The following is a 13,013-nucleotide window of genomic DNA, read 5'->3' on the forward strand; positions in this document are numbered from 1 at the left end:
CGCATGTCAGTGCAGACCGAAGGCACGGACACGGCCGGGGAGCCCGCTGTCCGCAAGGCCCGGCCGGCCGGGCCGCCGTCGGGTGAGGACCGAGGCTCCCGGTCCTCCCACCGCGCCGCCGCCCCCTATCTGCTCCTGCTGCCGGCACTGCTGGCCACCCTGGTCCTGCTCGGCTGGCCCCTGGTGAAGAACGGCATGCTGTCGTTCCAGAACCTCAACCCGCGCCAGCTCATCCAGCACCTCACCGAGTGGAACGGGATCGACAACTACAAAGAGGTCCTGACGGGTTCGGACTTCTGGCACGTCGTCGAGCGCTCCCTCGTCTTCACCGTGATCAACGTCGCCCTGATCATGGTGCTCGGCACCTTGATCGGGCTGCTGCTCGCCCGCCTCGGCAGGAAGATGCGGCTGCTGCTCATGATCGGCCTCGTCCTCGCCTGGGCCATGCCGATCATCGCGGCCACCACCGTCTACCAGTGGCTGTTCGCCCAGCGCTTCGGCGTCGTCAACTGGGTCCTGGACAAGCTGGGCTGGCACTCCATGGCCGGCTACAACTGGTTCGGCACCCAGACCTCCACCTTCTCCGTGGTCATCCTGCTGCTGGTCTGGGAGTCGATCCCCTTCGTGGCGATCAACCTCTACGCCGCCACCACCACGATCCCCAGGGAGCTGTACGAGGCGGCCGCCCTGGACGGCGCCGGCGCCTGGAAGAGCTTCACCTCGGTGACCTTCCCGTTCCTGAAGCCCTTCCTGTACTCGACGACCTTCCTGGAAGTCATCTGGATCTTCAAGGCGTTCCCACAGATCTTCGCGATCAACGAGGGCGGCCCGGACCACCTCACCGAGACCCTGCCGATCTACGCCTTCGTCCAGGGCGTCGGCAACCAGCACTTCGGCGTCGGCGCGGCCATCTCGTTCCTGACCGTCCTGGTGCTGCTCGTCATGACCTCGTACTACCTGCGCATGGTCCTCAAGCAAGAGGAGGACGAGCTGTGAAGCGCTCGCTCTTCGGCCGCATCTGGCCCAACGCGACCGCCGTCGTCCTCTTCGCCGGCCTCGTGTTCCCCGTCTACTGGATGTTCGCCACGGCCTTCAAACCGACCGGCGACATCATCTCCGAGAACCCCGTGTGGTTCCCGACGCACCTCACCTTCAGCCACTTCCAGAAGGCCGTCGACGCGGACAACTTCTGGACACTGGTCGGCAACTCCGTGACGGTGACGGTCTGTTCGGTGCTGATCTCCCTCGTCATCGCCCTGTTCGCCGCCTTCGCCCTCGCCCGGCTGCGGTTCAAGGGCCGGCGCGGCCTCATCGTGACGTTCATGCTGGCGCAGATGGCCCCCTGGGAGGTCATGATCATCGCCATCTACATGATCGTCCGGGACGCGGACATGCTGGACAGCCTGGTCCCGCTCACCGCCTTCTACGCCGTCATGGTGCTGCCCCTGACCGTCCTGACGCTGCGCGGCTACGTCGCCGCCGTGCCGAAGGAACTGGAGGAGTCCGCGATGGTCGACGGCTGCACCCGCACCCAGGCCTTCGTCAAGGTCATCTTCCCGCTGCTCGCGCCCGGCCTCATGGCGACCTCGCTGTTCGGCTTCATCACCGCCTGGAACGAGTTCCCGCTGGTCCTGATCCTCAACAAGGCCAACGACAAGCAGACCCTCCCGCTGTGGCTGTCGCAGTTCCAGACCGCCTTCGGCGACGACTGGGGCGCCACCATGGCCGCCTCGTCCCTGTTCGCGCTGCCCATCCTGATCCTCTTCATCTTCCTGCAACGCAAGGCTGTCAGCGGTCTGACCGACGGCGCCGTGAAGGGATGACCCCGCCGATGACCACACTCGCCACCGGCCCTGACACCCTCACCCGGGACGCCCTCGCGGTGCTCCAGCCGGGGTTCGACGGCACCACCGCGCCCGACTGGGTGCGCCGCCGCCTCGGTGAGGGCCTCGCCTCCGTCGCCCTGTTCGGCCGCAACGTCGTCACCGAGGAGCAGGTCACCGCGCTGACCGGGCAGCTGCGCGCCGAACGGGACGACCTCCTCGTCGCCATCGACGAGGAGAGCGGCGACGTCACCCGCCTCGATGTCCGCACCGGCTCCTCCTTCCCCGGCAACCACGCCCTCGGCGCCGTCGACGACCCGGACCTCACCCGGGCCGTCTCCCGCGAGCTCGGCCGGCGCCTCGCCGCCTGCGGCGTCACCTTCGACTGGGCACCCTCCGCCGACGTCAACGCCAACCCCGACAACCCCGTCATCGGCGTACGGTCCTTCGGCGCGAGCACCGACCTGGTCGCCCGGCACACCGCCGCCTGGGTCGAGGGCCTGCAGTCCACCGGTGTCGCCGCCTGCACCAAGCACTTCCCCGGCCACGGCGACACCAACGTCGACTCCCACCACGACGTGCCCCGCATCGACGTCGACACCGACACGCTGTACGCCCGCGAACTGCCCCCGTTCCGCGCGGCCATCGCCGCCGGCACTCGCGCGATCATGAGCGCGCACATCCTCGTCCCGGCCCTCGACCCCGACCGGCCGGGCACCCTCTCCTCACGCGTCCTCACCGACCTGTTGCGCGGCGAACTCGGCTACCAGGGCCTGATCGTCACCGACGGCATGGAGATGCGCGCGATCTCCGGCACCTACGGCCTGGAGCACGGCGTCGTCCTCGCCATCGCGGCCGGCGCCGACGCCATCTGCGTCGGCGGCGGCCTGTGCGACGAGGGCACCGTCCTCGGCCTGCGGGACGCGCTCGTGGCCGCCGTGCGCTCCGGCGAACTGCCCGAGGAACGGCTCGCCGACGCCGCCGCCCGGGTACGCGACCTCGCCCGCTGGACCGCCGAGGCCCGCCCGGCCGGACCGGGCACCGCGCCCGACCCCGTGATCGGCCTGATCGCAGCCCGCCGGGCGCTGCGCGTGACCCGCACCGGCGCCGTCGCACCGCTCGACACCCCGGTGCACGTCGCCCAGTTCGAGCCCGCCCGCAACATCGCCGTCGGCGACCAGACGCCCTGGGGCCCGGCCGCCGAACTGCGCCGGCTGCTGCCCGGCACCACCGCCGGCTCCTGCACCGGCGACGCCGCCGCCGCGCAGGCCCTCGCCGCCGCCGACGGCCGCCGTATCGTCGCCGTCGTCCGCGACGAACACCGGCACCCCTGGATGGGCGCCGCCCTCGACACCCTGCTCGCCGCCCGCCCCGACACGATCGTCGTGGAGATGGGCCTGCCCCAGAGCGCCCCGCGCGGCGCCCTGCACATCGCCACCTACGGCGCCGCCCGTGTCTGCGGGGTGGCGGCGGCCGAGGCCGTCGTCGCCGGCTGACCGAAGCGGCCACCACCGGCCGTCCGCACCCCCGCGGGCGGCCCGCTCGATCGTGCTCTTCTCCCGGATCTCAACCGCACGTGCTCGCACCTGTTCGACCTTGTTTTCCAGAGGAATCGCATGCAGACGCCCCACCCCTTCCTCCACCGCGCCGCCTCGCCCCGCCCCTACTTCAGCGCCGACGGCGAGACCTACCTCACCCCGACCCCCCTGCGCGACCTGAAGAAGTCCCAGCCCCTGCGGGTGCTCTCGGAAGAGGACTTCACGTTCTGGCAGACGTACGGCTACGTCGTCGTCCGCGAGGCCATCACTCCCGGCGAGGCCAAGCAACTCCTCGACTTCGCCTGGCGGTTCCAGGAACTGGACCCCGACGACCCCGAATCCTGGTACGAGGAACCGGAGTTCCGCTCCGAACTCGACCAGCACCTGTTCATCTACGGCTTCGTGGAGTCGTACCACCACCAGCTCCTCTGGGACAGCCGCCAGAACCAGCGGGTCCACGACGCCTTCGCGGACATCTGGGACTGCGAGGAGCTGTGGGTCACCCTCGACCGGCTCAACCTCAACCCGCCCAACATCCGCACCCGTTCCCGCTCCCTGATCGAACCCACCGACGAGGGCTTCGACATCGAGCTGCACTGGGACGTCGACACCACCCTCGCCGTGCTCCCGCAGCGCGTGCAGGGCATCATCGCCCTCAACGACACCCGGCCCGAACTCGGCGGCTTCCAGTGCGCCCCGGAGCTGTTCCGCCGCTTCGAGGAGTGGCGCCTCACCCGGCCACCGGGCCGAGACCCCGTCCGCCCCGGCACCGACCGGGCCGAGTTCCCGGTGATCCGCCCCGACCTCCAGGCCGGTGACCTGCTGATCTTCAACGGGCTGCTGGCGCACGGCGTCGCACCGAACCTCTCTGACAACGGTGTCCGAGCCGTCCAGTACCTGTCGATGATGCCCGCCCTGGAGGAGCACACCACCCTGCGCGACTCCCGCGTCGACTCCTGGCGCACCCTCGCGACCCCCGACTGGAACGCCACCCTCCTCGGCGACGCCCGCACCCCCGAGGCGGATCGCTACGGCCCCGCCACCCTCACCCCCCTGGGCAGAAGGCTCCTCGGCCTGGACTCCTGGACCGCCCCGGCAAAAGAGGCACCGTGAACCGCGTCTGTCTCTGCCTGCCCACGAACCGCCCCTGCCCCGCCGCCATCGCCGCCCTCCACCAGGAAGCCGGCTACGCGGCCGAACGGTTCGACGCCGACGTCCAGCTGCTGATCCTCGACTCCTCCGACGCGCGCACCCGCGCCGCACACACCCGGGTCGTCGCCGAGCTGCCCCGGGCGGCCGGCGTCACCGTCCACCACCTCGACGAGGACGCCCAGCGGGTCTTCCTGCTCCGGACCATCGAACGCGCGGGCCTGCCCGGCCCCGACCGGCTGCTCGGCCTCCTGCTCCCGCCCGCCGTCTCCTACGGCGCCTGCACCGACCGCGCCTTCCTGCTCGCCGCCGCCCTCGGCTGCACCTCGCTGCACCGCAGGGACTCCGACAGCGCCTACCAACGCCACGCCGGGCGACCGGTGTTCCCCGTCCACCACGAGCTGCCGTTCCTGGGCCGGCCGGCCCGGGAGGCCACCGCCACGGTCACCCGCACCACCCTCACCCCGGACCGGCTGTCCCGCCCGGTCTCCCTCGCCGGAGCGTCCTTCATCGGTGAACTCTCCGTCGACCTAGCGGAGATACGCCGCGCGGACGAGGGCGTCTACCACGACGTGGTGAGCCTGTGGGCCCCGGGCGGCTGGTCCGAGGAACGCAAGCGGGCCCTGGTGGAGGAGTCCTTCACGGGCGCGGGCACGACCCCCTTCACCGCCGACCTCGCCACCCTCACCGTGGTCGACCCGATGCGCGTCGACATGTGCAACGTCGCCTTCGACCGGGACGTCTACGAACGCGTCCCACTGCCCCCCGCCACCGACACCATCGGCAGCGACTACTTCCTCCTCCACCTCGTCCACGACGCCGGCCTGCCCGGCATCCTGCACAACCGCCACATCGAGAACTTCCACACCCCCGAACGCCGCACCGACACCGGCTTCCCGGCCTACCAGCGCCGGTTCGTGAAGTTCCTGCTGTCGATGCTGTACTTCCACGACGTCTACGACCGCATGACCGACGCGGGCGACACCCTGCTGGACAGCGGCCACCGTGTCCGCCCCGACCGGATCGTGGACTTCCTGCGCGCGAGCACCGGGCTGGACCGCGCCGAGAACGTGTGGCGACTGGACAGGGTGGACACGGCGTACCGCAAGCTCGGCGGCCGTTACGCCGGGTTCGCCGACCGACTGGCCGCAGAACGCGGGCGGTTGCTGGACGAGGCCGAGGCGGACATCGAGTCCTTCGCCCAGCTGATCGAGGCCTGGCCGGCACTGATCAAGGCAGCCGCTCCATGAACGTCCCGCACCCGGACGATGCTCTCGCCGCCTCGCTCTCCGCCGCCGGAACCGACCGCATCGTCTACGACCTCACCGGCATCGAGCGCCAATTCGACGCCTTGGCCGACGAGTTGCCGGGCGCCCACATCCGTTTCGCCCTGAAGGCGTGCCCCGAGGACGAGGTCCTGCGCGCCCTCGCGGAGCGCGGCGCCGGCTTCGACGCGGCGAGCCCCGCCGAGATCACCCAGGCGCTCCGCACCGGCGTCGCCCCCGCCCGCATCCACTACGGCAACACCATCAAGTCCGACCACGACATCGCCGAAGCCCACCGCCTGAGTGTCCGCACCTTCGCCACCGACAGCGTCGAGGACGTCCGGGCAATCGCCCGGCACGCACCCGGTTCCCGGGTGTTCTGCCGCCTCGCCACCAGCGGTGACGGCGCCCTGTGGGGCCTGAACCGCAAGTTCGGCTGCGCCCCCGACGACGCCGTCCGCGTGCTGGATACGGCCCGCGCGGCCGGACTCACCCCGGCCGGCCTGTCCGTGCACGTCGGCTCCCAGCAGATGACCTGCGAGGCCTGGCAGCAGGCCCTCGACACCCTCGCCGAGACCATGGCCGCCCTGGCCGGGCGGGGGATCGCACTCGATCACGTCAACCTCGGCGGCGGCCTGCCCGCGCTCGGCTACCGGGACCGCCGCGGCAACCCCCTCGACCCGCCGCTGGACAAGATCCTCACCGTGCTCCGCGAGGGCATGGACCGCCTGCGCGGCCTCACCCCCTCCCCGCTCGCCTTCGTCGTGGAGCCCGGCCGTCACCTGGTCGCCGACCACGGCGCGGTCCGCGCCCATGTCTCCCGGCTGACCCGTCGCCGGCAGCCGGACGGCACGGACGTGTACTGGCTCTACCTGAGCTGCGGCAAGTTCAACGGCCTCTACGAGATGGACCAGTTGACGCACCGGATGGTCTTCCCCGGCCACCTTGACGAGCGGGAGCACGTCCACGCGGTCGTCGCCGGGCCCACCTGCGACAGCGACGACGCCTACGGCGACGGCCGCCACCCGGTGAGCGTCCCCGCCTCCCTCACCTCCGGCGACCCGGTCTGGATCCTGTCCGCCGGCGCCTACGCCACCAGCTACATGACCCAGGGCTTCAACGGCATCCGCCCGCTGCCCTGCGTCTGCGTACGCGGCCAGGAAGGACACGACTGACATGCGAGACCTCATACGGGAGGTCACCGACGCCGACTGGCCCCAGGTGGCGGCCCTGGAGGCCGAGGCGTACACGGGCACCTCGCTCACCGAGGGCGAGTCCGCGCTGCGGTCCCGGGCCGCGGCCGGCACCTGCCTCGTCCTGGAGCGGGGCGGCCGGGTCGCGGGCTACGTCCTGGCCCTGCCGTACCCGAGATTCCGCTACCCTGACCTGGCGCGCCCCGAGGACACGGCGCCCTGTTCCGCCAACCTCCATCTGCACGACATCGTCATCGCGACACCCCAGCGCCGACGAGGACTCGGCACCCGTCTCGTCCGCCACCTGACGGACCTGGCCCGGGCCCGCGGCTTCGCGACCATGTCGCTGATCGCGGTCGCCGGCAAGGAGCCCTTCTGGCGGTCCAACGGCTACCGCCCCCACCCCGAGGCGAGCCCGCCCGCCGGCTACGGCAGCGGCGCGGTCTACATGTCGGCACAGCTGACCGCACTGCGGGAGGCGAGCCGATGACGGCCCCCTCCGCCGCGCGCGCCAAGTGGTCCGTCGCCGCGCTCTTCTGCTTCCTCGGCCTCCAGTACGGCACCTGGGTCTCGCGCCTGCCCGCGCTGAAGACCCGGCTGGACCTCGGGGCCGGGGAGGTGGGCCTGCTGCTGATGGCCTGCGGGGCCGGGGCGGCGGCCTCCTTCCCGCTGGTCGCCGTGCTGATGCGGCGCCTCGGCTCCCGGCGCCTGTCGCTCGCCTCGGCCGCGTGCCTGATCGCCGTCCTGGCCGCGCTGTCGGCCGTACCGGACTACCCGCTGGCCCTGCTCACCGTCTGCGCGGACGGCGTCCTGGTCGGCTGCCTGAACGTCGCCATGAACGCCCAGGGCGCGGCGCTGGAGAAGACGTACCGGCGTACCGCGATGTCCCAGCTGCACGCCACCTTCAGCGCGGGCCTGCTCGCCGCCGCCCTGCTGGCCTCGGGCGTGACCGCGCTGACGGCGTCCGTCCCGGCCCATTTCGCCCTCGCCGCTGCCCTGTTGCTGCTCCTGCTCGCCGTCGCCCGCCCCGCCCTGCTGCGCCACACGGACCCGGCGGCCCCCGACGAGCCGAAGCGGAAGGGCCGTTGGACCCTGCCCTCGGCGACCACGCTCCTCATGGGCTGCGCGATGGCCTTCGGCACGATCACCGAGGGCGCCATGAACGACTGGTCGACCCTCTATCTGAAGGACGTCGTCAAGGCGTCCGCGACGGTCGCGCCCCTGGGCATCGCGGTCGTCTCCGTGATGATGCTGCTGGCCCGGGTGTGCGCGGACCGCTGGCGCACCCGCTGGGGCGACGGCCGGGTGGTCCGGGTCGGCAGCGCGGTCGCGGCCGTCGGCCTGGCCGTCGCCCTGGCGGCCGGGGGAGTGGTCCCCACCCTCCTCGGCTTCGCCTGCGTCGGCCTCGGCGCCGCCGCCGTCACCCCGTGCGTCTACGTCGCCGCCGCCGGCCACGGCTCAAACGCGCTGGCCCTGGTCGCCGCGATGGGCACCACGGGCCTGCTGGCCGGGCCCGCCCTGATCGGCTTCGTCGCGAGCGCGGCGAACCTGACCCTGGGCATGGCCCTGGTCGCCGCCTCCGCCCTCACCGTCACCCTGACGGCGTTCCGCATCCCCTGGCGCACCCGGGAACCCGCTCCGGAGCAGGGGAGGGAACCTGCCACCGGTCGCGGTGCCGTAGCGGCTCCAGCCGGGCCGCGCGTGGGACGGGCGCCGACGGGGAGCCAGAGGGCGTAGGCGGGCCGAACGCCGTCGCCGCGGCCCTCGTCCTGCCGGTGATCCTCTTCCGGCTCCGTCCCGCCCGAGCCCGCCGACCGCTGAACGCCGCGCGCTGCCCCGTGGCCGTGCCGCGGGTGTGGCGTTCCCCGCGGGGGGCGGGGTGGCCGCTTACGCTCGCACTCGGACCGGTCGTGCTCGTCGGAGCACCGTCGGGGCCGGGCGCCGCACGGACGAACACCGGGAGAGGGAGCACGGGTGACGTCACGTCGACGATTCCTCGGGGTGACGGCCGGGGCCACCACCGGCCTCGCCGTACCCGCCGGATCGGCGGCCCGCCCGAGGTGGTCGTACGACCACAAGGGCACCGTCCTGACCAGCGGGATCCGTCCGCCGCGGCAGTTCGCGACGCCACTGCCCGTACCACCGCGTGCCCGCCCCGCGCGGACGACGGGCGGCGTCGACGTCTACGACATCACCCAGCGCGAGGGGTCCGTGGAGATCGTTCCCGGGCTGAGGACGACCGTCTGGGGCTACGACGGCATCTTCCCCGGCCCCACCTTCACCGCCCGCTCCGGCCGGGGGATGGAGGTACGGGTCCGAAACCAGCTCTCCGTGCCCACCTCCCTGCATCTGCACGGGGGCGTCACCCCGCCGCACTCGGACGGCTACCCGACCGATGTGCTGGTGCCCGCGCGGTGCGGCGCCGCGTTCGAGGCGGCGAGGACGGCGCACGGCAGCAGGGGCGGGACGCACGCCCCCGCCGTCGACTGGACGGTCTCGCCGGGCCACCGGACCTACACCTACCCGCTGGACCAGCGGGCGGCGACGCTCTGGTACCACGACCACCGGATGGACTTCAGCGCCCCGCAGGTCTGGCGCGGCCTGGCCGGGATGTTCCTCGTCCACGACCGGGAGGAGGACGCGCTTCCGCTGCCCGGCGGCGAGCGGGACATCCCTCTGATGATCTGCGACCGCTCCTTCGAGGAGGACGGCTCCTTCCGCTACCCGGGCCACTCGCCGGCCTGCACCGGCACCCCCGGCGTCCAGGACGCGTACATGGACGGCGTCCTCGGCGACGTACAGCTGGTGAACGGCGCCCCCTGGCCGCAGGCGGAGGTCTCGGCGACCCGCCACCGCCTGCGCCTGCTGAACGCCTCCAACGCCCGCCGCTACCACCTGGTGCTGGAGAAGGAGCACGGCGGCCGGCTCCCCTTCACACAGATCGGCGGCGACGGCGGCCTGCTGGCCGCGCCGCAGCGGCTGGCCGGCATCCCCATCTCACCGGCGGAACGCTTCGACGTGGTCGTGGACTTCACCGGCTGCCCGGTGGGGAGCGCGGTCACCCTGGTCAACACCCTGGCAAACGGCCGTATGCGCCAGGTCATGCGCTTCCGGATCGCCCGCAGGGCGAAGGACCCGAGCCACGTCCCGGCCCGCCTCTCGCGCTTCACGGCCCTGCGTGCGGCGTCCGCCGTCGCCACCCGGCACTTCGACTTCCGCCGCTCCGGCGCCGTGTGGACCATCAACGGCCGCCCCTTCAGCACCTCGGAGTTCCTGGCCCGCCCGCGCCTGGGCACCGTCGAACGCTGGCGCTTCACCAGCGACCTCCACCATCCCGTGCATCTGCACATGGCCCACTTCCAGGTGCTCTCGCGCGCCGGACGCGCACCCGAGCCCACCGACGCCGGCTGGAAGGACACGGTCGACGTCCGCCCGCACGAGGCCGTGGACGTACTGGTCCGCTTCCGCGGCTACCGGGGCCGGTACATGCTGCACTGCCACAACCTGGAGCACGAGGACATGGCGATGATGGCCAACTACCTGGTGGTGTGAGGAGTGGGCCCCGCCGGGGCGTCCACCGGCACGCCTGCTCGACGAACTCGGCATCCCGTCGAGGCCCTGACCGCCGCGACCGCGGGCGGCCGGGATCAGGCGTTGGGTCCTCCGGCCCTGGACGCGGGAACTTCGGCCCGGAGCGGCTGACGTCCGGCCGATCCATCCTGGCGTTGACGGAGTCGTGGGCCGAGGGAAGTGGTCGGCATGATCTGGCACGACGGCGGATGGGGCTGGGGCGGAGGCTGGTTCTTCATGACGGTGTTCATGGTGCTGTTCTGGGCGCTCCTGGTCATCGGTTTCGTCGCACTCGTGCGCTACCTCGCCGGTACGCGTCACCATCAGCAGCCCGGCCGCCCGCCGGCCCCCGGCGACGGCGGATGGCAGGACCGAGGGGCCGAGAACCTGCTCGCCGAGCGGTTCGCGCGCGGGGAGATCGACGAGGACGAGTACAAACGTCGGCTCGCGGTGCTCCGGGAGCACCGGTGACTCCGCATCGCCGCCGGAGAGCGTGCCGTCGGCTCCGACGGCCGGGTGTCGGAAGAAGGCAGTCTCGGTGAGGCGTCGCGCACCTGCGGCAGCGGCGCCGGAGACGGCATCGCCTCCGGTGCGGCGGCCTGGACCACGGTGACGCTGCGGCCCGGCCGCTACGAGCTGCTCTGCAACGTCCCGGGCCACGACGCAGCCGGCCTGTACCGGAGCTGGACGTCACTCGGTGACCGGCTTGCACCGGCGATAGAGGTCTTCCGGTCCGGCTCGCCGCCCTGGGGCGGGAGACGACGGCGACGGCGGCGTTGCCCGCACGCGTGCCGAGCCGACGGGCAGGCGGGTGCGGCGGCTTCGGTTGTGCCCGGCTGCCCTCTCAGGCCCGGGGACCGGGGCCCAAGAGGGCGGGGCGGTCCGGGTCAGCCCTGGTAGGCCAGCAGCGCCATCATCCCGGCCTCGCCGTGGTAGGCGTTGTGGCAGTGCAGCATCCACTGGCCGGGGTTGTCGGCGTCGAAGTACACCGACGCGGTCCTCTTCGGCAGGACGATGGTGGTGTCCTTGCGCGGGCCGTCCGTGCCGAGTTGGTAGGTGTGGCCGTGCAGGTGCATCGGATGCCACATGCTGGTGGTGTTGACGAAGTCCAGCCGGACCCGCTCGCCCTGCTGGACCAGGATGGGGTCGGCTGTGGGGTGGTCCATGTCGAACCGCTTGCCGTTGATGCCCCAGTCGTACCTGGTCATGCCGCCGGTCAGCGCGATGCGGTGAACGCGGTCGGCCTTCTTCGTCTCCAGCCGGACGTCGTCGGCCGCCTTCAGCCGGGCGGCCGTCATGATCATGCCGTCCAGTTCCTTCGGGCGCACGGTGGGCTGCGGCGCGCCGCCGGAACCGGTGCGGACCACGGCCATGCCGCCGGCGTTCTTGCCCTCGGCGAGGGCGACGAGCGGGAAGACGCCGTCGGCGAGGGTGACCAGGACGTCGTACCGCTCGCCCATGCCGACGAGCAGGGCGTCCACCTGCTGGTGCCGGACCGGGAAGCCGTCGGTGTGGGTGACGGTCAGCTTGTGGCCGCCGAGCGCGACCCGGTACGCCGTGTCGCCGCCGGCGTTGATGACGCGCAGCCGGACCCGTTTGCCGGGCTTGCCGCGGTAGACGTCGGGGTCGGCCGGGACACGGCCGTTGACCAGGTGGTAGGGGTACTTGACGTCGCCCGCGTCCCCGCCGAGCAGCTTGCTCTCGGCGCCCATGAGCATGAACTCCGCCGACATGCCGCCGGAGCCCGACGGCGAGGCGCTCGCCCTGCCCGAACTGCCGCCGCTCATGCTCATGTCGCCCATGTCCATGCCGTCCATCCCGCCCATGCCGTGCTTGAGCTCGGCGAAGACCTCGTCGGGGGTGCCGGTGACACCGTCGACCCAGTCGTCCAGGACGACGACCCACTCGTCGTCGTACGACAGCGGCTCCTTGGGGTCCTCCACGATCAGCGGGGCGTACAGGCCCCGGTCGAGCTGGACGCCGACGTGCGGGTGGAAGAAGTAGGTGCCGGGGGTGTCGGCGATGAAGCGGTAGGTGAAGGTGCCGCCCGCCCGGACGGCGGCCTGGGTGGCCGGCGGCACGCCGTCCATGTCGGCGCGCAGGGCGATGCCGTGCCAGTGGAGGGACGTCGTGGTCCTGTGGGGCAGCTGGTTGGAGAGTTCGGCGGCGAGGGTGTCGCCGGCCGTCAGGCGGATCTCCTCGCCCGGGGTGCGGCCGCTGAAGGCCCAGCTCTTCGCCGTCGCCCCGGCACCGAGGTCGAGCACGGCCGGCGCGGCGGTCAGGGTGAGGTTCCGCACCTTGCCGGTGCCCTTGCGCTTCCTGTCGGTGGCGGCGACCACCTCGCTGTCGGGGCCGACCAGGGAGGTGGTGCCGTGGGAGCTGCCGGAGCCGCTGCTGCACGCGGCGAGCGCGCCCGCGCCCGCGACGCCGAGCCCGGCCAGCAGGACGGAGCGGCGGTTGATGCTGTTCATGGGG

Annotated in this window: 10 protein-coding genes and 1 pseudogene; 10 read left to right on the forward strand and 1 reads right to left on the reverse strand. The window is 72.3% G+C overall.

The window, feature by feature from the left end:
* Positions 1 to 3 precede the first annotated feature (3 nt).
* The 10 genes and pseudogenes from BIV23_RS09035 to BIV23_RS09080 all read left to right on the forward strand — a co-directional run bounded on the left by BIV23_RS09035 (position 4) and on the right by BIV23_RS09080 (position 11,009).
* Positions 4 to 996, forward strand: coding sequence for a carbohydrate ABC transporter permease (locus BIV23_RS09035; RefSeq protein WP_071380254.1), 993 nt, complete (start codon positions 4 to 6; stop codon positions 994 to 996).
* Positions 993 to 1,823: a carbohydrate ABC transporter permease gene (locus tag BIV23_RS09040; protein ID WP_071380255.1), complete on the forward strand. Its 831-nt coding sequence runs from the start codon at positions 993 to 995 to the stop codon at positions 1,821 to 1,823. The genes BIV23_RS09035 and BIV23_RS09040 overlap by 4 nt, the downstream gene beginning before the upstream one ends.
* 8 nt (positions 1,824 to 1,831) lie before the next feature.
* Positions 1,832 to 3,319, forward strand: a complete 1,488-nt coding sequence (locus BIV23_RS09045) for a glycoside hydrolase family 3 protein (protein ID WP_071380256.1) — start codon at positions 1,832 to 1,834, stop codon at positions 3,317 to 3,319.
* Between the two features lie 120 nt (positions 3,320 to 3,439).
* A complete protein-coding gene (locus BIV23_RS09050; RefSeq protein WP_071380257.1) occupies positions 3,440 to 4,474 on the forward strand; it encodes a phytanoyl-CoA dioxygenase family protein in 1,035 nt (344 codons plus the stop codon).
* Complete coding sequence (locus BIV23_RS09055; RefSeq protein WP_071380258.1) at positions 4,471 to 5,760, forward strand: DUF6271 family protein; 1,290 nt, start codon at positions 4,471 to 4,473, stop codon at positions 5,758 to 5,760. Before BIV23_RS09050 ends, BIV23_RS09055 begins: the two co-directional genes overlap by 4 nt.
* Positions 5,757 to 6,950, forward strand: a complete 1,194-nt coding sequence (locus BIV23_RS09060) for a type III PLP-dependent enzyme (RefSeq protein WP_071380259.1) — start codon at positions 5,757 to 5,759, stop codon at positions 6,948 to 6,950. The genes BIV23_RS09055 and BIV23_RS09060 overlap by 4 nt, the downstream gene beginning before the upstream one ends.
* A gap of 1 nt (position 6,951) precedes the next feature.
* Complete coding sequence (locus tag BIV23_RS09065; RefSeq protein ID WP_071380260.1) at positions 6,952 to 7,458, forward strand: GNAT family N-acetyltransferase; 507 nt, start codon at positions 6,952 to 6,954, stop codon at positions 7,456 to 7,458.
* A pseudogene (locus BIV23_RS09070) lies at positions 7,413 to 8,705 on the forward strand (MFS transporter); the annotation flags it as partial. The gene BIV23_RS09065 and the pseudogene BIV23_RS09070, both read left to right, overlap by 46 nt.
* Positions 8,706 to 8,942: 237 nt before the next feature.
* Positions 8,943 to 10,520 carry a multicopper oxidase family protein gene (locus BIV23_RS09075; RefSeq protein WP_071380261.1) on the forward strand — a complete coding sequence of 526 codons (1,578 nt, stop codon included), beginning with the start codon at positions 8,943 to 8,945 and terminating at the stop codon, positions 10,518 to 10,520.
* 207 nt (positions 10,521 to 10,727) lie between these two features.
* Positions 10,728 to 11,009, forward strand: a complete 282-nt coding sequence (locus tag BIV23_RS09080; protein WP_071380386.1) for an SHOCT domain-containing protein — start codon at positions 10,728 to 10,730, stop codon at positions 11,007 to 11,009.
* Positions 11,010 to 11,425: 416 nt separating this feature from the next.
* Here BIV23_RS09080 and BIV23_RS09085 read toward each other — a convergent pair whose 3' ends face one another.
* A complete protein-coding gene (locus BIV23_RS09085; RefSeq protein ID WP_071380262.1) occupies positions 11,426 to 13,009 on the reverse strand; it encodes a multicopper oxidase family protein in 1,584 nt (527 codons plus the stop codon).
* Between the last annotated feature and the right edge of the window lie 4 nt (positions 13,010 to 13,013).

The organism is Streptomyces monashensis, assembly GCF_001866665.1.
GTDB classification, from domain to species: Bacteria; Actinomycetota; Actinomycetes; order Streptomycetales; family Streptomycetaceae; genus Streptomyces; species Streptomyces monashensis.

Coding starts and splice junctions, on each gene's coding strand:
- BIV23_RS09060 (WP_071380259.1), top strand. CDS start 5,757: ATGAACGTCCCGCACCCGGACGATGCTCTCGCCGCCTCGCTCTCCGCC.
- BIV23_RS09045 (WP_071380256.1), top strand. CDS start 1,832: ATGACCACACTCGCCACCGGCCCTGACACCCTCACCCGGGACGCCCTC.
- BIV23_RS09050 (WP_071380257.1), top strand. CDS start 3,440: ATGCAGACGCCCCACCCCTTCCTCCACCGCGCCGCCTCGCCCCGCCCC.
- BIV23_RS09085 (WP_071380262.1), bottom strand. CDS start 13,009: ATGAACAGCATCAACCGCCGCTCCGTCCTGCTGGCCGGGCTCGGCGTC.
- BIV23_RS09035 (WP_071380254.1), top strand. CDS start 4: ATGTCAGTGCAGACCGAAGGCACGGACACGGCCGGGGAGCCCGCTGTC.
- BIV23_RS09065 (WP_071380260.1), top strand. CDS start 6,952: ATGCGAGACCTCATACGGGAGGTCACCGACGCCGACTGGCCCCAGGTG.
- BIV23_RS09080 (WP_071380386.1), top strand. CDS start 10,728: ATGATCTGGCACGACGGCGGATGGGGCTGGGGCGGAGGCTGGTTCTTC.